Origin of the sequence: Nostoc sp. FACHB-892 (genome assembly GCF_014698795.1) — a bacterium.
Classification (GTDB): Bacteria; Cyanobacteriota; Cyanobacteriia; order Cyanobacteriales; family Nostocaceae; genus Nostoc.
The window spans coordinates 44,278-69,724 of the sequence record NZ_JACJTR010000010.1 but is presented as its reverse complement, the minus strand read 5'-3'; the positions used below and the strand labels follow the sequence as shown (position 1 = coordinate 69,724).

Genomic DNA, 25,447 nt, shown 5'->3' with positions numbered 1-25,447 from the left:
TTAAATAGCACTAAGCTCAACTTTATCCAACTAAGGAGAGATTGTAGCAATGCGATCGCATACTCATGATACTCAGAAACATCAGACAATCCTGATTTTACAGGATCCTGAGTGGAAAGCGATGCCTACGGCGGGCTACGCCTACGCTAAAGCTCAAACACCTTACTACGACTACGAAGTGAAACCTGTCAGCCCATTTCTGATTCTCCGTCGTCCAGGTGACTATGCATGAAGTTGCTTGATGCAAATCACTTAATAGTGTTGTAAATATTTTAACTCTATAAAGTTTGCGATAAAATTTGTTGATTCGCAAGACACATAGCTTTTAGCAATAGTAAAATCTACTTTAAGCTAGACGGAAATTACCTAAACTCCAGGGTAATTAAGTTAGCTATTAGTGGTAAATATTATAAATACTCAATGCTAAGATTCAGTATTTACCGGAGAGCGCTATTCCGGGTTAGGATGATGACTAGCGATGCCTTAATTTAGATATCGATATTGATTTGTTGAAATTTTATGGGCAATAGTCCACCAGATGGCAGTATCAACCTCCTCTGAGCTGGCGAGGAAGTCTTCCAGCGCGGGGGAGACTTAGGAGATATATCTCATGCTCACAGAAGATATTCGTGATTTGCTAACAGAAACTACCGATTTAAACCAGTTGAAATGGGATTTAAATCGCTTGCAACCTGTGGATGTGGGAGATTACATTACACAACTGCCTGAGAAAGAACGCGCGATCGCATTCCGTTTACTCAACAAAGCTCAGGCAATTGATGTATTTGAATATCTGCCAACAGAGGTGCAGGAAGAATTAATTAATTCTCTGCATGATGTCCAGGTAGTGCAACTTGTAGAAGCAATGAGTCCTGACGAACGGGCAGAATTATTTGATGAACTACCTGCTGGGGTAATCAAACGGTTATTACAAGAACTGAGTCCAGAACAAAGGCAAGCAACAGCAACGATTCTCGGCTATCCAGAAGGTACTGCTGGGCGGGTGATGACAACCGAATATGTCCGGTTGCGGCAAGGATTGACTGTAGGTGAAGCCTTAAGTAAAATCCGTCGTCAGGACGAAGACAAAGAGTCGATTTACTACGCCTACGTCACAGACGACAACCGGACATTAGTAAGAGTAGTTTCACTGCGCCAGTTGTTGTTTACCTTTCCCGATGTTTTCATCAAGGATATTGCTAGCGATCGCGTCATCAAAGTTAGAACTGAAACCCCCCAAGAAGAAGTGGCGCGAATCATGCAGCGCTATGACTTAATCGCTATCCCCGTAGTTGATCGGGAAGATCGGTTGGTTGGCATCGTCACCATTGATGATGTTATGGATATTTTAGAAGAGGAAGCCACAGAAGATATTCAAAAACTGGCGGGTGTGAGTGGTGATGAAGCAGCTTTATCCTCTCCCCTGCTTACCATCCGCAACCGCTTGCCGTGGCTGTTGGGCATTATGGCACTATATATTGGTGCAGCCAGTGCGATCGCGCCTTTTCAATCTGTAATTGCCGCAGTGCCAGTTTTAGCAGTCATTATGCCGATTTTTTCTAACACTGGTGGTACTGTTGGGATTCAATCATTAACGGTAACAATCCGCGGCTTGGGAGTGGGCGAGGTAACACCCAAAGATACAATGAAAATTCTTCGCAAAGAACTTCTAGCAGGTTTAGGCACAGCCGTAGTTTTAGCTACAACAATGATCCTACTTTCCTTAATTTGGGCGCGGCCCCAAGAGCGATGGGTGGCTTTAATTGCCGGAATGGTAATGGCAACTAATACAATAGTGGCTGTTACACTCGGCACTTTACTGCCAATGGGTTTGAAACGCTTGAAACTTGACCCTGCTTTGGTTAGTGGCCCATTAGTGACTACAATGCTAGATACAATTGGGTTTTTAACATTCCTCAGCCTAATTTCTCTAGCTTTAAACATTTTCCATTTACCAACTTGAAAGAAATAGGCATTAGGCATTGAGCATGGGGGATTGGGCATTGGGTTATTACCCTTGTCCCCTTGTCCCCTTGTCCCCTTGTCCCCTTGTCCCCACTCCCCAAATTCTATGCCTACTACTACCTGGAATCGTCATCACATTCTTTCCCTGGCTGACTTTACTACCACTGAATACGATACAGTTTTGCAAACTGCTGCTAGTTTTCAAGAGGTGCTATCGCGGCGGACGAAGAAAGTGCCAACCTTGCAGGGACAGGTGGTGGCGAATTTATTTTTTGAATCTTCTACCCGGACTCGCAGTAGTTTTGAACTCGCAGCAAAACGCTTAAGTGCAGATACGTTGAACTTCGCCGCAGCCACTTCCTCTATGACTAAGGGAGAAACAATTCTCGACACGGCGAAGACCTATTTGGCAATGGGAACTGATATTATGGTAGTCCGCCATCGAGAAGCAGGAGTACCAAATGCGATCGCGGCTGAAATGGATCGTCTTGGTGTACGAGTTAGTGTCCTCAATGCTGGTGATGGTCAACATGAACATCCTTCCCAAGGACTGCTAGATTTATTTACCCTTTGTACTCTAATTGACCCAGCTAGTCCCCGACTGGAACTTTTAAAGGGTAAAAAAATTGCCATTGTTGGGGATATTCTCCATTCTCGCGTGGCGCGATCGAATATTTGGAGTTTAATTGCCAGTGGTGCCCAAGTGCATCTGGCAGCACCACCAACTCTCTTACCCAAGTTATTTGCCGAGTATATCTTAGAGGAAGCAGGAGCCAGGAATCAGGAGTTTATTATCTCTTCATCCCCCACTCCCCACTCCCCACTCCCCACTCCCCAACTTTTTTTACATTGGCAGCTAGAACCAGCTTTACAAGATGCCGATTTTGTCATGACTTTGCGCCTGCAAAAGGAACGCATGACAGCTCATTTGCTGCCAAGTTTGCGAGAATATCATCAGCTATTCGGCATTACACGCACAAAGTTGCAACTTTGTAAACCTAGCGTCAAAGTTTTGCATCCAGGCCCAGTCAATCGTGGTGTTGAAATTAGTTCTGAATTGATGGATGACCCAGAATTTAGTCTGATTCAATCGCAAGTTACCAGCGGTGTCGCCGTTCGCATGGCACTGCTGTATTTGTTAGGTAGCGGTAAAACTTAATAAATATCATGTCCGCATTAGTTACGATTCCCACAGTCATTGCATCCCACACGCAAGAGATGCTCCACTTGGGGAGAAGACCGCACTGAATCCCCCTTAATCCCCTCTTCGCTTGCGAACAGGCGAGATAGCGTAGCTTTGGCGGGGTGGGGTTCTTCGGGTTTGATAACTAATCAAGCAGAGATGATATAACAGGATAGACTCAAGCTAAACCTTGGCAATACATTTTTACTCGATAATCGTGTAGGCAAGTTTCGTACTTCCACCTTCTGTGTATTCGATAACAGCAGCTTAGTGGTGTCAGATAGCACTTATGCAAAAACTCTCTGGAACTCTTATTCCCTCGCAATAGCCTGCGGACTTATTGCTAACAACCTTTTAATATTAGTCCCATAGGACTACCTTACGGAAGAATACTTACTCTCATAGATACTATATATTCCTCCGATCGCATGAGGGCAGTATTCTGAAATTTTGGGACACTAGGAACGTAGAAGTCAAGATTTTAATGACTTTTAGAAGTGTCAGAGGTAAATATGAAAGCAATTTTTTTGACGGCAGCAGCCTTACTCAGTACGCTATCTTTAGCTGCTCCCCTTTCCGTCAAAGCAGAAAACTCCGCCTCTGTCCGGCGCTTGCTGGAAACTAGAGAATGTTTCGGATGTAATTTAGCGGGAGCAAACCTGAAAGGCGCTCATCTAATAGGTGCTGACCTGAGAAATGCCAACTTAAAAGGAGCTAACCTTGAAAGTGCTAACTTAGAAGGTGCTGATTTAACTGGTGCCAATTTGAAATCTGCTAATCTTACAGATGCTTTTGTCAGTGGTACTAGCCTAAATAATGCTAATCTCACTAATGTTGATTTGAGTAATGCTCATTTATATAATACTGACGTAAATGGCGCAGTTTTGGCTAATATTGATTTAACTGGTGCTGATGTCTTTAATACTGCCATTAGCGTAGGTGGTGAATATTAATGATCACTCATTATGCAAAAGTAATGAGTTAAGAGTTTAATTTAACTCCTAACTCTCTACTTTTTAACTTTTACTCACCAGTAATTGACAGTTCATTAACCCAGATTTTCGGGCAAACTCCCCCTGGCGTTAACTCAGCTTCTTTCTCTACATAAATAATCGACTTTAAGAGTTCCAAGAAATCGCCAGCAACAGTTGCTGACTCAATACTCGTCCTGACACCCTTGTTAACTAGCCAACCATCAAACGGCAAAGAAAAGGAACCTTGTAAGGATTTAACTCCAGCATGGAGAGCTTGTAAATCATCAATAAAAATCACATTTTCAGCAGTTTCTAAACTTAACTCTTCTTCAGGAGTTGCTGTTGTAAAAACATGATAAAAATTGGGACTAACGCTAACTTTTGCACCAATACTGGCATTACCTGTTGGCTGGGTATTGAACCTTTTGGCAGTACCTGCACTGTGGAGAAAGCTTTTTAAAACACCATTTTCAATCAGTGAGATTTTACGAGTAGGAGTTCCTTCACCATCAAAACTCTCTGCACCAATGTTAGCTGGGTGAAGTGCATCATCAAAAACTGAAAGCAGAGGGGAAGCAATTTGCTTACCTAAATCATCAGCAGTAGATAAGCTTTGGTTGTCCAAAATACTTTGAGCGTTGAACAAGTTAGAAAAACCACCCAATAGGCTTAAGAAAGCTTCCGGTGAGAAAACAACCCGATATTTACCAGTTTTGATTTTTTCATAGTTCAGGTGACTGATAGTTTTATCTGCGGTTTCTTTGATGCAACCATTAATGTCTAGATTGTCTAAACTTTGGTTGATTCTAAAAGCGCCTGCACTGCGAGGTTTTTTTCCTTCTTCCTCTGTTTTGCTATAAAGATAAACAGATGCTAAGGAGTGAGATTCAGTTCTCACTGCACCGTCACTATTAAGATAAAACCTGTCAATATCTCTTTGCGATAACCCATTATAAGGCACACCTTTAATGGCTGGATGAGCTGCCAGTAATTCTTTTTCAGCTACCAACAATCTTTCTATGAGTTCAGCAACAGGTGCTTGTGGTGTCTTATCTTGAGGTTTGTTTGCAATAGGAACAGTAGCTTCTGGACTAAAATCAGGAACATTTTCCTTAACACCAAAAAAACTGGCTTCGTAGGCAGTTTTCAAAGCTAATTCCAGTCCTTTGGGGTCTACATCTGTGGTGCTGGTGACACCCATTGTATTATCTTCATTCCAGACACGAACAGTAACACCAGAACGATTTGAGGCTTTGACTTGTTTTGGCTCACCTTGGTCTACTTGCACGCTAGTATCATCTACTGTTGAGCCATAGATGTCGAATTTCTTAATGCCAAGTTTCTCAGCATTGTCCTTGGCAGAATTTGCAATTTCATTGATATTTGGCATAGTCGATTTTGGATGTTACGGCTTGTATTTATCTCGTAGAGTTATGGCTGAGGTAACAGTTCAACACTTTGGGATTTGAGATTTTAGATTGAACTCACGCAAAAATTAGGGAGCTTGAGCATTTTGGATTTTGAATATTGCAATCCAAAATCCAAAATCCAAATTCTAAATTTTTATCGTCCACCGACGGTAATAGAATCAACCTTGATGTGGGGTTGTCCTACTGTGGTGTAAATACTGCCACTTACAGAGCCACAAAAACCTGGTGCAATTTCCAAATCTTGGGAACACATAGAAATTTTGTTCATAATTTCCTTAGCTTCACCAATAAGAATTGCTCCCTTTAACGGCTTGGTGATTTTGCCATTTTCAATTAAATAAGCTTCATCGACACCAAAGTTAAATTGACCTGTAGCACCAACGCTACCACCACCCATCTTTTTACAGTAAATACCTTTATCAACAGAGGCAAATAAATCTTCATTGCTATATTCGCCGGAATCAATATAAGTATTACGCATCCGGCTTGCAGCAGCAAAGGTATAATTTTGGCGGCGTCCACTTCCCGTTCTGGGATGTCCAGTGCGTGCAGAACCTGTTCTATCTGCTAAAAAGTTTTTGAGAACGCCTTTTTCAATCAATAGGGTTCTTTGAGCAGGCATACCTTCGTCATCCATGTCAATTGTCCCGAAGGCATTTTCAGACCGCCCTTCATCCCAGGCTGTCAGACTCTCGTGGGCAATCTTTTCGCCTTTTTTGTCAGCAAAGGGAGTGGTATTGCGTTCAATTTGAGTAGTTTCTAGCAGGTGTCCGCAAGCTTCGTGGAAAATTACGCCGCCAAAATGATTAGCCATAATAATCGGGTAAGTACCCGATTCTACATAATCTGCGTAAAGCATTTTGCCAGCAGATTCTGCTATTTTTTCGGCGGCTTGTTGAGAATCCCAAGTTCTTAAGAAGTTGGCATCACTGGTGTTACCAGCGCGTTCACCGATAGAAGCACGATTAGCACCATCAGCACACAGGAGGTTAAATCCTACTGACTGGGTGAGGCGAATGTCACGAGCAAAAGTACCATCACTGGCGGCGATTAAAACTTCTTGCCAATCCCGGAAATAGCTAGCACGGCGCGATTGGACGTGGCTAGCTTTTTGCTTCAGGTGGGCAGTACCATCAAGGAGGACTTCTCCCATTTCTCGGATGGAGCTACACACTGGTAGCCAGGCATCTTTGCCTCTTTTAGTGGCGTAATCTCTCAATAATTCCAGGTTGATTTCTGGGATGAAAGCTTTAGGGGTAGGTAGTTGCAGTCCCAGGATAGAAAGACCTTTTTCTAAAGCTGCTTTCAAACCAGAAAAAGAAAGGTCATTAGTGCTGACGTAGCAATCGGCTTTGCCGCGAAATACTCTGACTCCCGCGCCTGTAGACAGGCTGGGTGAAATACTAGTTATGGAGTCGTCTTCTGCAAGAGAACTAATATAGTTACGACGTTCTAAAAATAATTCGATGAAGTCAGCGCCAGCGGCGCGTCCTAGTCCCAGGAGGGTAGCCAGGGGGGCTTCCCAGGTTTCATCGAAACGCTCTGGTGTGGAGGAATATTGGAGGGTGGGAAGTTGATTCGAGAGAAGTAGCGTACTTGTAAGCATGGGTAGCCTCGTCTGCTGGCGTAATTCAGAGATTTGACTGATAAATCCTGGTCTGTTCAGTCTAACAAATCAGTGAAAGCTACAGTTGGTAAAAAGGCAGTGTGGATTTCCCTCCTAACAAAGGAATTTTGCACTTTGTCTTAGCTAGAAGTTTGTGGTTATATCAGGACTTACGCACAGTTAACGGAAAATCATTGTAGATGCAAAGCGGCTTGCCGCAGACTACCGCAGAGGACATGGAGAAATAAGAGTTTCAGAGAGTACTGCGTAAGTTTTATATATAAACAAAGCCCGCCTTTGCGGGCTGAGATTTTGAAAGTTCGCATTTTTGATTGAGGGTGTCGGTTAAAATGAAATGCACCTATATTATGTACTTAACTAACACTCTTTTCAACGAAGGTAGTCACGAGCTAGGAGATGCTCTCACTCTGGTCACAATACAGAAACTTCTTGATTACTTACTCCTACTAAATATGCAATATTGTTTGCTGATTAGCTTAATTTAATCCAGACTATCCTTCTCAGGTTTATTTTCTGTTTGTCATTTTCAGTGGAATTCTTGCTGTTTCTTGCTGATTGAAAGCATCACCTAAATTAGAACTTTGCCCTGTCGATGATAAATTCTTAAACAAGACGTTTAGGGTTCGAGTAATAGTTTTAAGAATTTTCATCTTACTGGCAGTCGGCTTCTCATCGTATCTCAAAACCATTGGAATTTCTACAATTTTTGGTTTGAATACTTTGGTCTTCAATAGTAAATCTATCATACAAGCAAAACCAGTTTCAGTGAATAAACTGTCCCCATAATACATATCCAGTTTACTAACTAAATTACGGTTATATAGTCTGTAACCACAAGTGTAATCTCTTACACCTGGAACACGAGCTGCAATTCTAAAAAGCCAGCTTGCGCCGTAACTCATTATCTCTCTAAATTTTGATAAGCCTATGACTTTAGAGCCTTTTCGATATCTCGATGCGATCGCAATATCATAGCTACCAGCTATCATGGTGTCATACATCTTGATCAACAGTTCTGGTGGTTGAGTGTTATCGCAATCCATCGCGGCTAAAAAATCGCCTTCTTTAGAAATTTCTAAAAAAGTCGTGAAACCTGTTTTAATTGCTTGACCTAAACCACCATTTTTGGTATGTTGAACTAATTTTAGTGATATCCCCAGTGATTGAGCTTCATCTATTGCAGTCTGAGCAGTTGTATCCTTGCTACCATCATCTACAAGAATCAGTTTTATCTCCATATTAGAGATTTGCTGCAATACCTGGAACTTTTTAAACAAGGGGCGAATTGATTCTTGCTCGTTGTATGCGGGTAAAAGAACAAAAAGACTCATAAGTACCTCGTGTGATTTTCAAAATCTCATTTTCAATTTTCAAGAATTCAGTAATGTTGATTTCTTGAGAAATTCATCTACCTGTCGGACGACTGCGTTGTTATTAACGCTATCATTGACCAACTGTGAGGTATTGACGACGAAAAAATCATCGTTTTCAGTACTCACTTTTGGAACAAGACTTGAATAATTTAAAACTTGTAGTGGCTGTACTTTAATAGCTCGATTAATGTGAGCTGCGACAATATCATCTGCTTTGAGTTCTGGGAACATCAAACGTATACCTTGGAAGAATACTTGGCGCAATTCCTCATCGGGCTGTTTTAATAACGGGTCAGTGGAAAGTATATATTTTGGTAGGAATGTCATGTGATATCCTTCTGTTTCTTGCAAAGAAACTAAGTTACTCATACCGATGACTCCAGTAAAGGGAACATTTCTGTCGGCAATATTTACTACGTAATAAGGAACTAAAGCCTTACGAGTAATAAGTACCATGCAGATTACGCCCAGGTATTCTACTGTTTCACCTGTGTCTGAAACTTTCACCAGTTCTTTAGCAGCAACCTGTTGCAAAATATTAACTGGGCCAGTAAAGATGACTTTATCAAAATGCTCCTTTTTGCCTTGATATTCTACCCACATTCCACCTTCTGGATGAGGTGCGATATATTCCACCGCAACACCTGTATGGATATGGCCTCCAGCCGCATAAATTAATTTTTCTATATGGTCAAAAACAGTTTTGTAACCGCCTGAGACATAACCTAGTTGTTCTTTATTTAATGAAGAATCCCGCGCTGAAAATAGTCGTTTGATATAAGCCCAGATAAAAACTGCTGATATTCGCTTATAGTTCTCTCCCAACTTGGATAAAAGCAAGGGTTTCCAAAGCTTTTCGTATGTACTTTTACCACCGAGTTTCAATAGCCAATCTTCAACTAATATCTTTTCTAAACGCCGCCAGTTATTCAGGCGTGAACCATATAAGAGAGTAAAAGCTAATCTGATTTTACCTATAAGTCCAAACAGAGGGAAACGGAGAAATTCTATAGAATTACTGATAGAATAAAATTTTTGATTGTCGTAGAAGCCTGTTAAACTACGATGCCAACGCAGTTTATCCCCAAGACCAATATCTCTAATAAAATTTATTAAATGAGTATCAGAAGGGAGGATAACGTGATAAAAACGATCCCAGGTAAATAAGCCATAATCATGATAAGTGGTAAGTCCACCAAGCTGCTTATTACTATCGAATACAGTTACTTTATGTCCTTGATTTGAAAGACGTTGGGCTAATACTAGTCCAGTTATACCGCCACCAATGATGCCTATGTTCATAAATTAAATTTAATTTGTGTAAAGATATTTGTGAGATTTGTTTTCAAAAAAATTAATATTAATAGCCTTGTTTTCTGCTTTTTGAGCCATTAATTTACGACAAGAATTACACCAGTTATGATAATAGAAATTCCTAACCATTGGCTAAATACAACCTGCTCTTTTAGAAGATAGTGAGAAGCAATTGGTATAAATGCATACATTAATCCTAAAACTGGAAATGCTTGGCTTAGAGGAATTATCCGCAATACATAAAGCCACAAAATAGTCATAAATGTATAGCAGATAAACCAAATCCAAAAATAACGAGACAATAATAGATTTTGAATAGATGCGTTTTCTCCTTTAGTAGGACTAGAAATGTGAAGTCCATATTTTAGTGATACGTTAGCTGTGGTTCCGAATAAAACTACAAGCATTAAAACTGACCAAGTAATGATGTTCATTTGTCAATCCTTGTTATGCAATTTACTATAAATAAATTTATGTAGCTTTTTTCAGTGGAATAACCACTAAAAGAACACCCAAAAAAATAGTAATTACTCCTGCTATTCGAGTTAATGTAATTACTTCATTAAAAAAGTAGTATGAGCCGAAAAGTATCCCGACATAATTTAAGCTAGTCAGTGGATAAGCAATACTCAATTTTACAGAGCGCAAAGCTAATATCCAATTTACTATTCCTAAGCAATAAACAGTAATAGCTAATGCTAATTTTTGAAGAAATTCCCAAGTAAATAGCCCCTCATCTGTGTGACTCATGGTATGCTTCATTAGCAACTGCCCAGAAATACTAAATAAAATACTGACAAATAAGATAATATAAGGAATTATTTTAAAGTTTGAAGCTTGCGAGATAGATTTCATAGTACATTTGCCTCAATCGATATAGTAGGTATGAACCGGACAGTAAACAGCCCATTGTTTTGAACGTTTCGGATTTCGGTCACACCTTCTGTGCAATTCAACTTTCACTTCAGTAAACAAACAAATTAGTAAGGCTATGTTGAAGTGGCTGACATCAAAATAATCATCGAAGCTTATATCCAAGAGTTAGCAACTAAATACTATATAGCTTGTAGACGGTTGTTGTATTATGCCAACGTCCGATATTATCGCAGTAGATTATGCTAAATTTGTTCCCGACTTGGCAATTGGCACAATCAATTTAGGCTTTGCTCAATTGCAAATTACAGATATATTACGTATCAGCTAGTTATGCTTCGAGACTAGTTTTAGTGTGATTGCGTATCAGCTCGCTGTAGGCGATCGCAATATCTAAGTAGATGCAGACATCAGGAAGATTGAGTAGTTTGCCACAAATTTGTGGACAAATAATAAAAATTTGTACTCTAACCGAGTGTGTACTAGGTGTTATTTTTAAACACCGCAACACAATAATTAACAGAAGTCTGCCTGAGAAGAGCAACTATCAATAGATAACTCTACAGTAATGTACTTTACAGATTTTTGGGTGATTTTACTGAATGTCAAAATGGAATTTTTGACGGGATTAAGGGCTAATGTAAACTAGCTTTTGGCGATCAATCAACTTGCTGCTTACATTGAGTGAAGGGGGTTTGAGTTTTTTTTTACATTATCTTTAGCGTCACTTTGGTTTGATTTTTCTTAACTATATGTAATATTAACTAGAGCTTTATCTCATAATTTATTTTTACATATAATCACTTACTAGAATACCACGAGAAAACAGTGTTGCAAATTTATCGCTATACTTCATCAAAAATTCATTTTAAGGAAATATACTTAAACAAAAACTTTATAAAATCTACATTTTACTCTCGATGAATCTTTATTTTTAAGAATTTGTATGTTTATCTACTACTTTATAGCTAATAACCTTGCAGATGTAGCAATTTAGGATCAAACTCTAAAGGTGCAAAGCTAAGAGTTGAGAGAGTAAATTTGAAACTTTAACAACAGCGTAAACAGTTTATGTATTAGTATAAAGAAGCACCAATTACAGGAATTTCTAAATGTTAATCGAGAGTCTGAATTGTTTTCTATTTACCTACGAAAATCTTTAAATTCAGATATGTCAAACAAAACCTAGTTTAAAATTAGGCTAGGTCTAAGTAAACCAGAAGGTTCTATTTTGGAATTCTCTGTTATAGCAATCCTATCTGAGTTGTGAGAAATTTAAATGATGACGAACCGCCAAGTACGCCAAGTACACCAAGGAGAAGAGAAGAAAAATATAGTTCACAAATCTCATGAATGATTTAGGGTTCCTATAGATTAGCTATTTTATATAAAACTCATATTTGATTTTCCAAAAAACCCCATACAACTAGAAAAGGTTGATTTCCTATTCCCTACCCCCCACTCCCTACTCCCTGCCTAAGCAAATAACTTTAGAAATCAAAATAGATTCCTATATCATTTTCAGCAGTTTAAAATTGAGAAAAACTAGTTCGTGGTAGTTGAAATTATTTAATTTCTCTAGTTTTTTTTCTATTAGCTTCAGTTTCTTTGGACTCATTTTCCTGCAAAAGTCTATTGGTAATCATTAAGACAACGATTAGCAATCCAAACTGAATCTGCCAAGGTGCTAATACTAAACTGAAAATAAAGCTAATAACTGCAAATACACTTGCAATATATGCAATTTCATCACTACTCTTTTTAAAGAAGTAGCCAATGGCTAAAGCAGTACACAGTGGTATCAAAAAAAACAAAGGCATCGTACAAATTTCTGAACTAAAAGTTGTTATGTTTATAAAACAAATTGAAATTGTTTTTGGAAGTGTGGTTAATTTTACATCCAATAAGGTTTTAGCGACAACAGTCAAGCGAAATAAATATTATAGAAAGTCAAGATTACGAAACGCTGTAATTTATACCTATTGATATTGCGCTTTTATACTAGTTAGGTATGGCTATACCCGAAATATGAAGCATTTCAACTTTGAGGATGTACCTCATCTGATGTAGAAACGCTGTAATGATTACGAGAGAAAAAGCACTCAAAAGCTTGGCAAATAATTTCTTTTTCTGTGATTGATGTTGCACGTAGCAAGCTTTAAGAGTAGGATACGCACTTTTTAGTGATGCTCGTTCTGCCGTCCTAACTCAGTATAGCTGCGCTATGCTATATAAACTCTTGTTTACTCACGCGGATTGAGTGGATTTTGTCTATTTTACCAATTGCGCTCTTGTGAGCAATCATCTGGTAAATTAGCTTAAAACTTTGGCCTTGCGCCAGGATAAGCATCTAGCATATTACCTTTAAAAGTAGCATTTTCATTTTTTCATTTTAGACACTCAATGCTGAACATTCCTCAACTACTGGCAACTGAAATAAATCTCAAACCCCATCAGGTGCAAAATGCGCTGGAACTTTTGGCGGAGGGTGCAACGATTCCCTTTATTGCACGTTACCGTAAAGAGCGCACTGATGAGATGAATGAAGTGCAGCTACGTGAACTGGCTGATCGATATACTTATTTAACAGAACTGGAAGAACGAAAATCTGTAATTTTAAATGCGATCGCAGAACAAGGTAAACTCACAGATGAACTTAAAGCCAAAATCTCATCCTGCTTACAAAAAACCGAACTTGAGGATTTATATCTACCCTATCGCCCAAAACGACGCACCCGCGCCACTATCGCCAGAGAAAAAGGACTCGAACCACTGGCGGAATTAATCAAATCATTAAATGTAAAAAATACTACTACAACAATTTCTTTAGAAGCAGAAGCGGCTAAGTATATTTCTGAAGCTAAGGGAGTAAAAACAGCAGAAGAAGCACTCAAAGGCGCTGCTGATATTTTAGCGGAAGAAGTGGCTGAAAAAGCGGAGTTACGCGCATATATTCGTGATTATCTTCTCGAAGAAGGGGTATTTGTCTCCCGCATCAAAGATGATTATCCCGAAGGTACAACCAAGTTTGAGATGTACCGTAACTATCAAATTAAGGTAAAAAATATTGCACCTCACAATATGTTGGCGTTGTGTCGGGGTGAAACGGAGAAAGTATTAAGCTTTGAAATTGCTTTTGATGAAGATACGATACTTTACTATCTTGAGTCGAAAGAAATTAAAACCAAAGTTCGGACAATTCGGGATTTTTATCAAGCGATGTTGAAGGATGCATTCAATCGTTTGATGAAAGTCTCTCTAATGGGAGAGGTAATTTCTGAGATTAAAGTCTATGCAGACATGGAATCAATCAAAACATTTGAAACTAATCTGCGAGAGTTGCTGCTGTCTGCACCAGCAGGAATGAAACCAACGCTGGCGATAGACCCTGGATTTAGAACTGGGTGTAAAGTTGCTGTCCTCGACCAAACGGGAAAATTTTTGGAATACCAAGCGGTTTTTCCTCACCAAGCGGCTGAACAACGCGCTAAAGCTGCACAAACTGTCAAAAATCTGATTGAAAAGTACAAGATTGAGTTAATCGCCATTGGTAACGGTACAGCGTCCCGCGAGACAGAGGAGTTTGTCACGCAAGTATTACAAACCATAGAACGCAAACCAGTTAAGGTGATGGTAAATGAATCTGGTGCATCTATATATTCTGCCAGTACTGTAGCGCTAGAAGAGTTTCCCGATTTAGATATTACCGTGCGCGGTGCAATTAGCATCGGCCGCCGTTTGCAAGACCCCTTAGCAGAACTGGTGAAAATCGATCCTAAATCTATTGGTGTGGGACAATATCAGCACGATGTCGATCAAAAGTTATTAAAAAAGAAATTGGATGAGACTGTAGAAAGCTGCGTTAACTACGTCGGCGTAGACTTGAATATGGCCTCAAAAGAACTTCTGACTTCCGTCTCTGGGATTACGGCAACAGTTGCCAATAATATTGTCGCCTATCGTAACCAGAATGGAGCCTTTAAAAACCGCCGACAACTCTTGAAGGTTCCGAAGCTGGGGCCAAAGGCTTTTGAACAAGCGGCGGGTTTTCTGCGGATTCGCGGCGGTGATAACCCATTGGATAATACAGCAGTGCATCCAGAAAGTTATTCTTTAGTAGAAGCGATCGCATCCGATCTGAATGTGCCATTAAATCAGGTGACAGAAATTGCCGAAAAACTTAAAAAGACCAACCTGAAGAAATATGTTACCGATAGTGTCGGCGAACCCACACTGCGCGACATCCTTAGCGAATTAGAAAAACCAGGTAGAGATCCCCGTGCAGAATTTAAGTATGCCACCTTCAAAGAAGGAATTAAGGAAATCAGGGACTTGAAGGTGGGAATGGAACTAGAGGGAATGATCACAAATGTCGCAAACTTCGGCGCGTTTGTGGATATCGGCGTACATCAAGATGGCTTGGTACATATATCCCAACTGGCTGATAGATTTGTAGACGATCCTAAAAAAGTGGTTAAAGTCGGACAAGTAGTCAAAGTGCAGGTGCTAGAAATCAACGAGCAACTCAAGCGGATTAGTTTGTCGATGAAAGCAGTTAAACAATAATTAGAAACAGGAAATGGCAGTTTATCAAGTTCGATTCATCAATCCTACACTGGGATTAGATCGTACCATTCCAGTACCAGATGATCAATATATTCTGGATATAGCGGAAGATGCTCGTATCCGTCTACCATCTGGGTGCAAACAAGGCGAATGTTCTGCTTGTGTCGCCAAACTCATTAGCGGTGAAGTTGACCAAAGTGAGCAAAAATTTTTACGCCCAAATGAAGTACAGGCTGGTTATATTGTTACTTGTGTAACTTACCCCTTGTCTAATTGCACTTTAGAAACTCATCAAGAACAAATCTTGTATAAATCGGCTCTTTACTATCAGCCTGAGTCTGGGAAATCTGAGTGATCTCATATTTGCTTGATTGCTTATTAAACCCGAAGAACCTCACCCTGTCAAAGCTGTGCTTTGTCTCCCTGCCCCACTTTTCGAGAGGAATTGGGGTGGGGTTCTTTTTTTATAGGTAATTTGGCGAACATGATATTAATTTTAATTCGTAGTGGTGCGTTAAATTTGTTTAATGCACCTTTAAAAAGAAGGGTTCACGGCACTTGTAAGTTTTGCAATTAGTAAAATAGAGTATGGGCGCATAACTATGCGCCCATACAATATATTGTGTTCATACAAAACCTGTTATTGTTTTCTCAATGATCGGCCTAACGGTAGAAGGAAATTCTATCTTGCAAGAGAGGTTAAAACCTAGCACATAGTTAAAGATGAGATAAGAAGTTACAAAAAATCTTTAGTGATTAGGTAAGAAAAAATGTTAACACCATTATTAACCGCCCTAGCTACAGCTTTGAGCCTGTTGATTGTTGATTTAGTTGTTCCAGGCGTTAATATTGCTAATTTTCCCGCAGCTATGATTGCTGCTTTAGTAATTGGTCTAATTAACGGTTCAGTTAAACCAATTCTGTCTACTCTTTCTTTACCACTTAACTTTCTATCGTTTGGAGCATTTTCGCTCGTCGTTAACGGTTTGTGTTTCTGGTTAGCAGCAGTATTAGTTCCTGGGTTCGCAGTTCGCGGAATTATTGGTTTCCTTCTTGGTCCAGTAATTCTTACCTTCGCTAACACCTTAATTAACAACTACTTTGTTGAAAAAAATCTTTTAACTGGTAGTGGTGATATTAAAAGCCAAGATCAGTTACCCTCTAGATAAGTATCAGTAGGAGTAGAGATATTAGTTATATTCTGTTTCTACTCCATATAAAATCTCCGAATTAAGATAATTCATTAGGTAGATTTCCTAATTCGGTATCTCTACCAGAATGTAATTAAAGAAAATCACAAAAATACAGCAAAATCATGAAATTAGTTCGTTTTCTTCTAGGTTTGTTAGTGCCTCCTTTAGGCGTTTTCCTAACAGTTGGAGTTGGCCCAACTCTGTTTATTAACATCTTGCTCACAGTTCTAGGTTGGCTACCCGGTAGTATTCATGCAATTTGGGTCATTGCCAAGCATGATGAACAACTCAATAGAGAAGGCAATATTTACTAAATACGCAAGATAAATTTTAGTAAATCTTAAGTAAGGTGCGTTAGGCTTTAGCCTAACGTACCCTTTCAGTTTTTAGTATTACTATGATTGATAAGCTATTCCACATTTAATTTATATAATTAGGGCGGGCAAAAATTCGGCGTGAGCGCTACTTCGACAAAGCTCAGTCTAAGCCAGTCAAATGCTGCCCATCCCACAAGCGACTTCCAAATAAAAAATAATCAATCGCTTTGGTAAGCAAGGGGAGCAGAAATCGGACAGTCGTATTGGACGCAAGAATTGAGTAATTTAATTTTTGAATGTCCCCAAGAAAGATTTTGATTTAATTAGATTATGAAATTTAGATTTTTTCAGCTTATCAAGCAGTGCTTTAACCTTTGGCATAACACACTCTACAGAAACTGATTATTTAATAATGATGTAAATACGTTTGTAGGGGCGCTGGTAATATCCGCGCCCCTACAACAATCTAGCTATATGTATCAGTGTTTTGTCAAAAGAGAGTCCAGTCTATTTATGAATAGTATCCCGCTCTTTATTAGCAGTTTCCTTATCTTTGAACAAGTCAGCCGCCGTTAAGAGTAACTCCCTTAACGTTTGTTTGATTTGGCGCTCTTTTCTTGCTAGAGATGTACCAGCTTCCCCTAGTTTATCTTCTAGCTGCGATCGCTTTTCCTCTACCTGTACAGCCATAGATTCTGCTTGGGGACGAGCTTTATCATACCAGTGTTTAGCCTCGTCTAGATAATCTTGAACCTCCATATTACGTCCGCCATAGCGTGCAGCTAAGTTAGCTCGAACAATGGCTAGCTGCGCTTGCAGTTGGGCGTAACGTTTCTTTAACAATCCTGCTTCTTCACTATCTTTAAGAGCATTAACAGCAGAATCAATTGCAGTTTTGGTACTAGCAGGTTTTTCCTTACCGGTCTCTTCAATCTCTGCCAAAATTACATCAACCTCTTGTTGGAGTTGTTCCTCTTCACCATCCAGTTGAGCCTGTAGCCTCTTTATATCTGTTTGAGTTTGAGCAATGCTTTCGTGTCTTTTGCTATTAATCCCTTCTAGTGCGCCTTCAATAGAAGCTGTCACTTCATCTTTGAGTTCGCTACCTTTTTCTTGGAAGTTTTCAATTACAGCATAAACAGCATCTTTAACAAGACTACGAACTTCACCTGAACCTTGTTTAAACTCAGAAGCTACTTGAGAAACTGCCGATTTCACAATTTCTCGAATCCGTTCAGTTCTTAATTGTCCAGTTTCTTTAGCTTGTTGCAGGTCTGCTTGAATTTGTTGTTTGATATTGTTAGGCATTTTCAACTCTTGGGATTTAACTAATTTGGATAAAATTTTCTAAATATGTTCCCACATCCATATTATGGCGTAGTCTGATAATGCTCGGCACTTTCTTTAGATAGAAAATAATAACCCTAAGGAGGTGATGTGTAGCATTATGCCCATTCGTGAGATGATTAATATTTGTTGGTAGTAATTGAGATAAAAATATGTGGCAAGTAAATATTACTTGTTCAGATGATGCTTGGAAGCAGCATGGTACTGAATTTAAAGCGATCGCAGAGAAATATCAAGGTGAATTGATTAGTTCCAAAAAAAAGCCAGATGGCACACGTATCATGTCCTACAAAATTGAAGATGTTAATGATGCAGAAGCTTTTCAAGAAGATTGTGCAAGTTTTGCTGGATTTACAACTTACTTTGAATCCCTGTAGTATTAGTTCTGACACTAATACCTACAACAAGTATGTCAACCGGAGAATTTAATTGAAAAAACTACTCACATTAGTATTAGTAACGTTTTTGTTATTGATAAGCAGTTTTAATTTACCTGCTAGTGCAGCAGACACAGTTAACGGTGAACAAATATTTAGTATTCATTGTGCTGGTTGTCATATCAACGGCAGCAACATAATCAGGCGAGGTAAAAATCTTAAAAAGCCAGCGCTGAAAAAGTATGGTATGGATTCAATAGAGGCAGTTACATTTATAGTTACCAATGGTAAAAATAATATGTCAGCCTACAAAGAACGCCTCACTGAACAGCAAATCCAAGATGTTGCTGCTTACGTTCTTGAAGAAGCTGGAAAAGACTGGCGTTAAAAAGTTAGGAGTTAGGAGTTCAAAGTTAGGAGTTAGGAGTTAAGATTTAAGAGTTATTGATTATCGCTGTTATAAATGGTTCTTAAGAAAGTATAAAGGCTAATAATCTTGTAATAAGATGCTTACTTACGGACTAACTAATTCTTCATTCCTCTCACTCATAACTACTAACTCCTAACTCCTCACTTATCACTCCTCCTAAATTTGAAAATGAACTTACCCACAGCTAGCCGTCTCCAATTTACTCCCGATTTGAACATCTGCCGCATATTAAATGGGATGTGGCAAGTCTCTGGCGCACACGGACGGATAAATCCCCAAGCTGCCATCGAGACTATGTTCAAATATTTAGATGCAGGCTTTACCACTTGGGATTTAGCAGACCACTATGGCCCGGCTGAAGACTTTATTGGTGAGTTTCGCTGCCAACTAATTGATACTCGTGGGAAAGATGCTTTATCTCAGGTACAAGCTTTTACAAAATGGGTTCCTCGTCCAGGGAAAATGACGAAAAAGCTGGTTGAGGAAAATATTGATATTTCCCTGAGAAGGATGAATGTGGAATCGTTAGATTTGATGCAATTCCATTGGTGGGAATATCAAGATAAAAATTACCTGGATGCCCTCAAATATATGGCAGAGCTTCAGACCGAGGGAAAAATTAAGCATCTAGGTTTAACTAATTTTGACACAGAAAACCTGAAGATTATTACCGAAGCAGGCATCAAAATTGTTTCTAACCAAGTGCAATTTTCCCTGGTTGACCGCCGCCCCGAAGTTAATATGATGGAGTTTTGTCAACAGCATGATATAAAGCTTTTTACTTACGGTACATTGTGCGGCGGTTTGTTATCAGAAAACTATTTGGGCAAACCTGAACCACGAGGATTTGATTTGTCCACTGCTAGTTTGAAAAAATATAAAAATATGATCGATGCTTGGGGTGGTTGGCAATTATTTCAAGAGTTGCTGGCTATTTTAAAGGAAATTGCTAATAAGCATGGGGTCAGCATTTCTAACGTAGCAGTGCGTTACATTTTAGATCAGCCAACTGTGGGAGGTGTGATAGTTGGTGCCAGACTTAGCGTATCTGAACATATAGAAGATAATGCCAAAGTATTTAGTTTTAGTTTAGATGCAGACGATCGCGATCGCATCAGTGCAGTATCTCGCCAGTCACGAGATTTGTATCAGCTAATCGGCGATTGCGGCGACGAATATCGGCGATAATTTCAGTAATTCGGGATAATACGGTGAAGGTTACTGTGGAAACTAGTACCTTAGGGCAAAAGTCAAAAGTCAAAAGTGTTATGGAATAAATTTAGAGATTTTAAGTGGTTGCTCTATTTACGCCGTGGTGTATTAGTGCTGTCAGCCATGCTTCTAAGCTACAGCTATTGTTACACAGTATGATTTTTGTCGGCTTCCCAGAGAGGAAATTCGATGAAGATAAGGGAGATGCGATCGCTCAACTATGATTATTGTTGGATTGCTGAGTAGGAAAATGCGATCGCGTTACTCTTAAATTAATCGGCGACAATGTAAAAAGTTTCTGCAATCAGTCCTCTAGACTCGTTCACGAGTATCAAAGACTCGCCCTGGCAAAAGTCATTTGCAGCTATACAGACAAAACCCACCTGTGTAGGTTTCAAATTCCTGAGTCCGCGCAGGCGGACTTCTCTGCGAGACGCTACGCGAACGTTTGTGTAGCCGCGATTTCTAATCGCCAGCTATATTTACTTGCAAAGGTGAGATGCTCTCATACATCTGTTTATGCTTGGCTAAAAGCTCTTGATATTTATCATTTGTCTTTGCTTCTACCCACTTAGCTTTAAATATAGCTGCTGATTCCGCTTTCATTGAGTCTACTTCGTATGGAAGAATCTCTTTTTTATCACCTGAAGTTTCGGAATTTTGTTTATACTTCCTGCCGCTTTTATGATTAGCATAACGGCGAGAGCGAGTATAACCCATTTGGATAAACTTTCGTGCCATATCTGCGCCGACAAAATCATCTTTATCTAAATAATCAAGAAACATCTCATAGATTTTTTCACTCGACTCTCTAGCAATCTCAGGAGTTTTGAACCGCCAGTAGGGAAGAATTTCTGATTTGTATGGTTCTACCAAAAGGACACCTTGCTCACCCTTGCCAACACGATAGAGTTCAGGATGTTGGCGAAAATCAAGATTTTTAAAGTCTAAAGAATAATCAAAAGCCATGCTAAGTGTTTATTATTCATAATAAACTTTAAGAAAAAAGCCGAGCTTCTATCTCTGTAGGGAAATTTTGTTTTATTATGCTATCTAGCACCCAATCCGCGAACAGTGTCCTTGCGCCAGGAAATCTGCGTAAAGTGCATCACATAGCCCTCAACGTCCAGGATGTGCAAGCTTCCCGCTATTTTTATGGCACAATCCTGGGTTTGCACGAACTCACAGGCGACGAAGTACCCGCAACCCTAACGGAACTTGTCGCATCTGGGAAAGTAGCCAACTTCATCACCCCGGATGGAACGATACTCGATTTATTTGGGGAACCAGAATTATCACCACCAGATCCCAATCCAGAGAAAACATTCACCAGAGCATACCATCTGGCTTTTGATATCGATCCGCAGTTATTTGAGCAAGCGGTGACAGTGATCAGAGAAAATAAAATAGCGATCGCACATGGCCCAGTCAATCGTCCTACTGGTAGAGGAGTGTATTTTTACGATCCAGATGGCTTTATGATTGAAATTCGTTGCGATCCAGAAGCTAGTTAACTTAAAGGTAATAAAAAAAGTATCTACTATGACCGCGAAAATCACGCAAATATTTAAACTAATTGAAGACACAATCAAAAAACCGCCAATTCCACACGAACCATACAAGCAATCATTGAAAGCCTGGGCGATGTATTGTTTGCGAGACAAAGGTTTTATCGTAGTTTATGCTCAAAATGCCGACTTTGCCGTTGAAACTAAAGGCGAAGAAAAGCTATATTTCAAAGTTTCAAATAGCCCCGATGATTTAGATAATTCTATTAGCTGGATTGTTTGGGATAGTGCAACCAAAAGCGCCAGTCTCATCCCCAAAAAAATAGAGTGATACCAGAAAATTGCTGTAACCAAATAATTCGTGGCATTGCTTAATAGCGGCGCTCAAATTCGTAGCGAGTGAGGCGATCGCCATTCTCTAAGGGAGGAATTCGTTGCTTGAGTGATATGTTGACCATGATTTTCTGCTCTGGCAAAGAGTCTTACTTTATTATCGCTTGGTGCATTTCCTACAGATTTACTAAATTACTATATAGCGCTTCTGGTTGAGTTTAATACAGACCTAACCCCCAGCCCCTTCCCTACAAGGTAATGGGAGTAAGTATCAAAGCTTTTCTCCTTTTAAGAGAGAGGGATGGAAGTAAGTTCAAAATCAACTAAAATCACTAGAATCGTGTTTCTCAAACACCATTAAATGCTGTTGAGGTAACAAGTTTTTAGTTTCACGCCAAACCAAACCAACGGCTTGCATTTCTTTACGGACTTGCTTTTGAGTCATCTTGTGCAGACCTTTAATCATAATAAAGGGATTTTCGCCCCGATATTCAACCAGCACCACCCGACCACTTGGTTTAAGCGCTTTCACAATCCCTTGCATCACTTCTTGGGGATACTCAAGTTCATGATAAGCATCTACCATCAACGCCAAATCGATACTTTCAGATGGTAAGTTTGGGTCGCTAAGGGTTGCCAAAATAGGCTCAACATTGGTGATATTTTTCTCTTTTTTGAATAACTCAATTATTTCCAACATTTCTGGCTGAACATCTACAGCCAATACTTTACCTGCTGTTAATAGAGGTGCAATGCGAAAGCTTAAGTAACCTGTACCAGCGCCAATATCGGCTACTACATCGTTAGGTTTTAGGTTGAGGAGGCTGACTATTTTACTTGGCTGTTCCTCTCCCTCTCGACTTGGACGTTCTAGCCAGCCAGCGCCTATGTATCCCATAACTTTGGCAATTTCTCGCCCCATGTAATATTTGCCGATACCATCTGGACTATGGATAATCCGCTGTTCGTATGGGGTCGATAAAGAATCTGCTCTTACTATGGAAGTTGGGTAAACTAGCAAGCATTCTACTATTAACAAGAAAATTACTATAAAAGGTAAGATTTTAAGCTTGTAGTTATAACTCATCCTTTTTTGTAGTTTAATCAAATCTAAGTTTTACCCATTCATCTTATTCTTGATAGGGATGAAATTGCGGCGGATGCCAACCAGCTTCTACCCAAAAACGACTAGCAGCTTGAATTTATTTAATGATTTGACGTCAGCGCGAAGGCCTAGAAGTGGCTGCTCTTTGCAAATTAGCTAGAGCGCGATTGTAATCCAAAATAGCTGTGACTCGATTACCTTCTGCTCTTGTCAGGTCATTTTCAGCATCAATCACCTCTGTTTGAGTACCCACACCAGCTTGAAACCTCAGCCTTGCTAACTTCAGAGCTTCGCTGGCTTGATTTAAAGCCACACTAGAAGTCTGCACATTATTTAAATTGGATTGCAATTGAGAGTAGTACTGTTCTACATCAAAGCGAATTAGGTCGCGCTGGCTACCAAATTGAGTCTCTGCGATCGCAATATTAGCTCTCGACTGAGCCGCCCTTGCTCTTGCCGCTCCTCCATCAAACAAAGTTAAATTTCCGTCGAGTCCCAATGAATAGCTATCATTAATGCTAATGCCATCATCGAACTGATCTTGCAGATTGTAGTTCCCTGCCAAACTAATTTGCGGCCCTAGCTGTGAAAGTGCTTGTCGCCGCCGTTGCTCATCAATGTTACGTTGTGCTAATTGCTGTTGCAGTTCTGGACGATTTTGAAAGGCTCGGACAATAGTTTCTTCTAGCGTTGGCTGCCAAAGACCTGCTAATCGTACCGGATCTGCCGCAGTGATATTAACCGACTGTGCCAAACTTAACCGAGTTGCTAACCGACGACGGGCAATTTGTTGCTCCGAAAGAGAATCAGTAAGTTGTTGTTGGGCGTTTGCTAAATTCACCTGAGCTTGTAACACATCGAACCGCGTACCCACTCCAGCCTGTTCTCTGGCTTGAGTATCTCGCAAACTAGCCTGAGCATTCTCCACAGCAGACCGATTAATTCGTGCTTGTTCATCTGCTTGTTGCAAATCGTAATATTCAGTCGTGACATTCAGCTCGATTTCCTGAGATGCATTCTCAACATCTAATTGATCTATCCGTAGCTGTTCCTCGGCCGCTCGGATATTAGCTTGTCGGTTCCCGGAAGTATAAAGGTCATAATTCAGTTGTGCTGAACCATTAAAAGAGGTACTACCTTGAGATGAACTGTTAGTAAAACCATTACCACGATTAGTCAAACTACTGTCAATATTAACATTAGGAAGCAAGGCGGCTTGAGACTCACGTAGCGCCGAGCGACTGCGTTCTAGCTCTAATATGGCTACTTGTAAGTCTTGATTGTTGCGTTTTGCTAGTTCCAAAGCTTGTGCCAAACTGATTGGCACAGTTCCCTGAACCTTTACTTCCTCTGGTTTGGTAGGCAATTGGAGAGGATTGGGATTGGGGTTGAGGTTATCGGGAACCTTTACACTGCTTGAGGAATTCTGCGGTGCTGGGGGATTCGCTGCACTTGCTATTGGAAACAGAATAGCGCTCACTACGCTAACCCAGGTAAAATGTACGAAGAATAAGCTGAAATTCATAATCTAGATGTAGTCATTAATTAGGTTTCTTTGAGGATACAATCAAAAGTTTTCATCCTGATTGACTACAGAGATTTAAGTCTTAAATTCTCCCTCTAAAGGTTGATATTAACAAATTAGCCGACAATCAAACCATCCTGAACTCGAATAATCCTTTTGGTTTGAGCAGCAATATCTGGCTCATGAGTGACAATCACAATTGTGATACCCTGGTCATTAAGTTCTGTCAGCAAATTCATCACCTCATGGGAAGTTTCAGTATCTAAAGCTCCTGTTGGCTCATCTGCCAAGACTAATGCAGGTCGGTTGACCAAAGCACGAGCGATCGCTACTCGTTGTTGTTGTCCCCCAGAAAGTTGACTAGGACGGTTAGATATGCGTGCCTCTAGCCCTACTTTTTCTAGAGCTTCTAATGCCCTTTCACGGCGTTTTGGTTTCGGTAAGTTAGCGTAAACCATTGGCAACATAACGTTTTCCAGCGCTGTTGCCCGTGCCAATAGGTTAAATTGTTGGAAAACAAAACCTATTCTTTGGTTGCGGATATAGGCTAATTCATCATCATCAAAAGTTGTCAGGTTTCTGCCTTCAAAAATATAGTCTCCAGTTGTAGGACGATCCAGACATCCCAAAATATTCATGAGCGTGGATTTACCCGAACCTGACGCACCCATAATCGACACATATTCCCCTTCCTCGATGGAAAGTTCAATTCCCTTAAGGATTGGAACACTAACCTCTCCCAAGTAATAGGTTTTGGTAATAGATTCCATCCAAATCATCGTTGTCATAGTAAAT

General features: G+C 39.9%; 26 protein-coding genes and 1 pseudogene. 14 read left to right on the top strand and 13 right to left on the bottom strand.

Going from position 1 to position 25,447, the window contains the following annotated elements; genetic code table 11:
- Positions 1-49 precede the first annotated feature (49 nt).
- From H6G96_RS15590 to H6G96_RS15575, 4 genes are all read left to right on the top strand, one after another.
- The gene (locus H6G96_RS15590; RefSeq protein WP_190912302.1) at positions 50-232 is read left to right on the top strand and encodes a hypothetical protein; all 183 of its coding nucleotides are present in this window, start codon (positions 50-52) and stop codon (positions 230-232) included.
- Between the two features lie 378 nt (positions 233-610).
- Complete coding sequence (mgtE, locus tag H6G96_RS15585; protein WP_190912301.1) at positions 611-1,963, top strand: magnesium transporter; 1,353 nt, start codon at positions 611-613, stop codon at positions 1,961-1,963.
- A 108-nt stretch (positions 1,964-2,071) separates the two neighbouring features.
- Complete coding sequence (locus tag H6G96_RS15580) at positions 2,072-3,124, top strand: aspartate carbamoyltransferase catalytic subunit (RefSeq protein WP_190912300.1); 1,053 nt, start codon at positions 2,072-2,074, stop codon at positions 3,122-3,124.
- A 536-nt stretch (positions 3,125-3,660) separates the two neighbouring features.
- Positions 3,661-4,101, top strand: coding sequence for a pentapeptide repeat-containing protein (locus H6G96_RS15575; protein WP_190912299.1), 441 nt, complete (start codon positions 3,661-3,663; stop codon positions 4,099-4,101).
- A 70-nt stretch (positions 4,102-4,171) separates the two neighbouring features.
- Here the strand turns inward: H6G96_RS15575 and H6G96_RS15570 are convergent, their stop codons facing one another.
- The 7 genes from H6G96_RS15570 to H6G96_RS15540 all read right to left on the bottom strand — a co-directional run bounded on the left by H6G96_RS15570 (position 4,172) and on the right by H6G96_RS15540 (position 12,667).
- The gene (locus H6G96_RS15570; RefSeq protein ID WP_190912298.1) at positions 4,172-5,512 is read right to left on the bottom strand and encodes a TldD/PmbA family protein; all 1,341 of its coding nucleotides are present in this window, start codon (positions 5,510-5,512) and stop codon (positions 4,172-4,174) included.
- 173 nt (positions 5,513-5,685) lie between these two features.
- Positions 5,686-7,158: a TldD/PmbA family protein gene (locus tag H6G96_RS15565; RefSeq protein WP_190912297.1), complete on the bottom strand. Its 1,473-nt coding sequence runs from the start codon at positions 7,156-7,158 to the stop codon at positions 5,686-5,688.
- Between the two features lie 527 nt (positions 7,159-7,685).
- Complete coding sequence (locus H6G96_RS15560; protein WP_190912296.1) at positions 7,686-8,510, bottom strand: glycosyltransferase family 2 protein; 825 nt, start codon at positions 8,508-8,510, stop codon at positions 7,686-7,688.
- 39 nt (positions 8,511-8,549) lie between these two features.
- The gene (locus H6G96_RS15555) at positions 8,550-9,854 is read right to left on the bottom strand and encodes an NAD(P)/FAD-dependent oxidoreductase (protein WP_190912295.1); all 1,305 of its coding nucleotides are present in this window, start codon (positions 9,852-9,854) and stop codon (positions 8,550-8,552) included.
- 89 nt (positions 9,855-9,943) lie between these two features.
- Positions 9,944-10,300, bottom strand: a complete 357-nt coding sequence (locus tag H6G96_RS15550; RefSeq protein WP_190912294.1) for an EamA family transporter — start codon at positions 10,298-10,300, stop codon at positions 9,944-9,946.
- Positions 10,301-10,337: 37 nt separating this feature from the next.
- Positions 10,338-10,721, bottom strand: coding sequence for an EamA family transporter (locus tag H6G96_RS15545; protein ID WP_190912293.1), 384 nt, complete (start codon positions 10,719-10,721; stop codon positions 10,338-10,340).
- Positions 10,722-12,304: 1,583 nt separating this feature from the next.
- On the bottom strand, positions 12,305-12,667 hold the full coding sequence (locus tag H6G96_RS15540; protein WP_347242238.1) for a hypothetical protein: 363 nt from the start codon (positions 12,665-12,667) through the stop codon (positions 12,305-12,307).
- A 475-nt stretch (positions 12,668-13,142) separates the two neighbouring features.
- Between H6G96_RS15540 and H6G96_RS15535 the strand changes: the two genes are divergently transcribed.
- From H6G96_RS15535 to H6G96_RS15520, 4 genes are all read left to right on the top strand, one after another.
- Positions 13,143-15,305, top strand: coding sequence for a Tex family protein (locus H6G96_RS15535; RefSeq protein WP_190912292.1), 2,163 nt, complete (start codon positions 13,143-13,145; stop codon positions 15,303-15,305).
- A gap of 13 nt (positions 15,306-15,318) precedes the next feature.
- On the top strand, positions 15,319-15,660 hold the full coding sequence (locus H6G96_RS15530) for a 2Fe-2S iron-sulfur cluster-binding protein (protein WP_190912291.1): 342 nt from the start codon (positions 15,319-15,321) through the stop codon (positions 15,658-15,660).
- A 415-nt stretch (positions 15,661-16,075) separates the two neighbouring features.
- On the top strand, positions 16,076-16,474 hold the full coding sequence (locus tag H6G96_RS15525; RefSeq protein ID WP_190729821.1) for a phage holin family protein: 399 nt from the start codon (positions 16,076-16,078) through the stop codon (positions 16,472-16,474).
- Positions 16,475-16,620: 146 nt separating this feature from the next.
- Positions 16,621-16,812, top strand: a complete 192-nt coding sequence (locus tag H6G96_RS15520) for a YqaE/Pmp3 family membrane protein (RefSeq protein ID WP_094353212.1) — start codon at positions 16,621-16,623, stop codon at positions 16,810-16,812.
- A gap of 510 nt (positions 16,813-17,322) precedes the next feature.
- On the opposite strand, the gene H6G96_RS15515 is transcribed toward H6G96_RS15520, so the two are convergent.
- Positions 17,323-18,123, bottom strand: a complete 801-nt coding sequence (locus tag H6G96_RS15515; protein ID WP_190912290.1) for a histidine kinase — start codon at positions 18,121-18,123, stop codon at positions 17,323-17,325.
- 191 nt (positions 18,124-18,314) lie between these two features.
- Between H6G96_RS15515 and H6G96_RS15510 the strand changes: the two genes are divergently transcribed.
- From H6G96_RS15510 to H6G96_RS15495, 4 genes are all read left to right on the top strand, one after another.
- Entirely contained in the window at positions 18,315-18,539 is a 225-nt protein-coding gene (locus H6G96_RS15510) for a hypothetical protein (RefSeq protein WP_190912289.1), read from the top strand.
- A 52-nt stretch (positions 18,540-18,591) separates the two neighbouring features.
- Positions 18,592-18,927 (top strand): cytochrome c6 PetJ, encoded by a 336-nt coding sequence (gene petJ, locus H6G96_RS15505; RefSeq protein WP_190912288.1) that lies wholly within the window; start codon positions 18,592-18,594, stop codon positions 18,925-18,927.
- Between the two features lie 210 nt (positions 18,928-19,137).
- Positions 19,138-20,157: an aldo/keto reductase gene (locus H6G96_RS15500; RefSeq protein WP_190912287.1), complete on the top strand. Its 1,020-nt coding sequence runs from the start codon at positions 19,138-19,140 to the stop codon at positions 20,155-20,157.
- 104 nt (positions 20,158-20,261) lie between these two features.
- Positions 20,262-20,405: a hypothetical protein gene (locus H6G96_RS15495; protein WP_190912286.1), complete on the top strand. Its 144-nt coding sequence runs from the start codon at positions 20,262-20,264 to the stop codon at positions 20,403-20,405.
- Positions 20,406-20,646: 241 nt separating this feature from the next.
- Here the strand turns inward: H6G96_RS15495 and H6G96_RS15490 are convergent, their stop codons facing one another.
- Positions 20,647-21,150, bottom strand: a complete 504-nt coding sequence (locus tag H6G96_RS15490; RefSeq protein WP_190912285.1) for a DUF4385 domain-containing protein — start codon at positions 21,148-21,150, stop codon at positions 20,647-20,649.
- Between the two features lie 77 nt (positions 21,151-21,227).
- Between H6G96_RS15490 and H6G96_RS15485 the strand changes: the two genes are divergently transcribed.
- Complete coding sequence (locus H6G96_RS15485) at positions 21,228-21,695, top strand: VOC family protein (protein ID WP_190912284.1); 468 nt, start codon at positions 21,228-21,230, stop codon at positions 21,693-21,695.
- Positions 21,696-21,723: 28 nt separating this feature from the next.
- Complete coding sequence (locus H6G96_RS15480) at positions 21,724-22,020, top strand: hypothetical protein (protein WP_190912283.1); 297 nt, start codon at positions 21,724-21,726, stop codon at positions 22,018-22,020.
- Between the two features lie 43 nt (positions 22,021-22,063).
- Here the strand turns inward: H6G96_RS15480 and H6G96_RS15475 are convergent.
- The 4 genes and pseudogenes from H6G96_RS15475 to H6G96_RS15460 all read right to left on the bottom strand — a co-directional run.
- Positions 22,064-22,147 (bottom strand): annotated as a pseudogene (locus H6G96_RS15475) (Uma2 family endonuclease); the annotation flags it as partial.
- Between the two features lie 194 nt (positions 22,148-22,341).
- Positions 22,342-23,109: a class I SAM-dependent methyltransferase gene (locus H6G96_RS15470; RefSeq protein WP_190912282.1), complete on the bottom strand. Its 768-nt coding sequence runs from the start codon at positions 23,107-23,109 to the stop codon at positions 22,342-22,344.
- Positions 23,110-23,242: 133 nt separating this feature from the next.
- Positions 23,243-24,652, bottom strand: coding sequence for a TolC family protein (locus H6G96_RS15465; protein WP_190912281.1), 1,410 nt, complete (start codon positions 24,650-24,652; stop codon positions 23,243-23,245).
- Positions 24,653-24,768: 116 nt separating this feature from the next.
- A complete protein-coding gene (locus H6G96_RS15460) occupies positions 24,769-25,440 on the bottom strand; it encodes an ABC transporter ATP-binding protein (protein WP_277932925.1) in 672 nt (223 codons plus the stop codon).
- Positions 25,441-25,447 lie beyond the last annotated feature (7 nt).

Coding starts and splice junctions, on each gene's coding strand:
- H6G96_RS15515 (WP_190912290.1), bottom strand. CDS start 18,123: ATGCCTAACAATATCAAACAACAAATTCAAGCAGACCTGCAACAAGCT.
- H6G96_RS15575 (WP_190912299.1), top strand. CDS start 3,661: ATGAAAGCAATTTTTTTGACGGCAGCAGCCTTACTCAGTACGCTATCT.
- H6G96_RS15500 (WP_190912287.1), top strand. CDS start 19,138: ATGAACTTACCCACAGCTAGCCGTCTCCAATTTACTCCCGATTTGAAC.
- H6G96_RS15545 (WP_190912293.1), bottom strand. CDS start 10,721: ATGAAATCTATCTCGCAAGCTTCAAACTTTAAAATAATTCCTTATATT.
- H6G96_RS15590 (WP_190912302.1), top strand. CDS start 50: ATGCGATCGCATACTCATGATACTCAGAAACATCAGACAATCCTGATT.
- H6G96_RS15510 (WP_190912289.1), top strand. CDS start 18,315: ATGTGGCAAGTAAATATTACTTGTTCAGATGATGCTTGGAAGCAGCAT.
- H6G96_RS15460 (WP_277932925.1), bottom strand. CDS start 25,440: ATGACAACGATGATTTGGATGGAATCTATTACCAAAACCTATTACTTG.
- H6G96_RS15580 (WP_190912300.1), top strand. CDS start 2,072: ATGCCTACTACTACCTGGAATCGTCATCACATTCTTTCCCTGGCTGAC.
- H6G96_RS15535 (WP_190912292.1), top strand. CDS start 13,143: ATGCTGAACATTCCTCAACTACTGGCAACTGAAATAAATCTCAAACCC.
- H6G96_RS15480 (WP_190912283.1), top strand. CDS start 21,724: ATGACCGCGAAAATCACGCAAATATTTAAACTAATTGAAGACACAATC.
- H6G96_RS15565 (WP_190912297.1), bottom strand. CDS start 7,158: ATGCTTACAAGTACGCTACTTCTCTCGAATCAACTTCCCACCCTCCAA.
- H6G96_RS15560 (WP_190912296.1), bottom strand. CDS start 8,510: ATGAGTCTTTTTGTTCTTTTACCCGCATACAACGAGCAAGAATCAATT.
- H6G96_RS15470 (WP_190912282.1), bottom strand. CDS start 23,109: ATGAGTTATAACTACAAGCTTAAAATCTTACCTTTTATAGTAATTTTC.
- H6G96_RS15465 (WP_190912281.1), bottom strand. CDS start 24,652: ATGAATTTCAGCTTATTCTTCGTACATTTTACCTGGGTTAGCGTAGTG.
- H6G96_RS15520 (WP_094353212.1), top strand. CDS start 16,621: ATGAAATTAGTTCGTTTTCTTCTAGGTTTGTTAGTGCCTCCTTTAGGC.
- H6G96_RS15530 (WP_190912291.1), top strand. CDS start 15,319: ATGGCAGTTTATCAAGTTCGATTCATCAATCCTACACTGGGATTAGAT.
- H6G96_RS15570 (WP_190912298.1), bottom strand. CDS start 5,512: ATGCCAAATATCAATGAAATTGCAAATTCTGCCAAGGACAATGCTGAG.
- H6G96_RS15525 (WP_190729821.1), top strand. CDS start 16,076: ATGTTAACACCATTATTAACCGCCCTAGCTACAGCTTTGAGCCTGTTG.
- H6G96_RS15485 (WP_190912284.1), top strand. CDS start 21,228: ATGCTATCTAGCACCCAATCCGCGAACAGTGTCCTTGCGCCAGGAAAT.
- H6G96_RS15490 (WP_190912285.1), bottom strand. CDS start 21,150: ATGGCTTTTGATTATTCTTTAGACTTTAAAAATCTTGATTTTCGCCAA.
- H6G96_RS15550 (WP_190912294.1), bottom strand. CDS start 10,300: ATGAACATCATTACTTGGTCAGTTTTAATGCTTGTAGTTTTATTCGGA.
- mgtE (WP_190912301.1), top strand. CDS start 611: ATGCTCACAGAAGATATTCGTGATTTGCTAACAGAAACTACCGATTTA.
- H6G96_RS15555 (WP_190912295.1), bottom strand. CDS start 9,854: ATGAACATAGGCATCATTGGTGGCGGTATAACTGGACTAGTATTAGCC.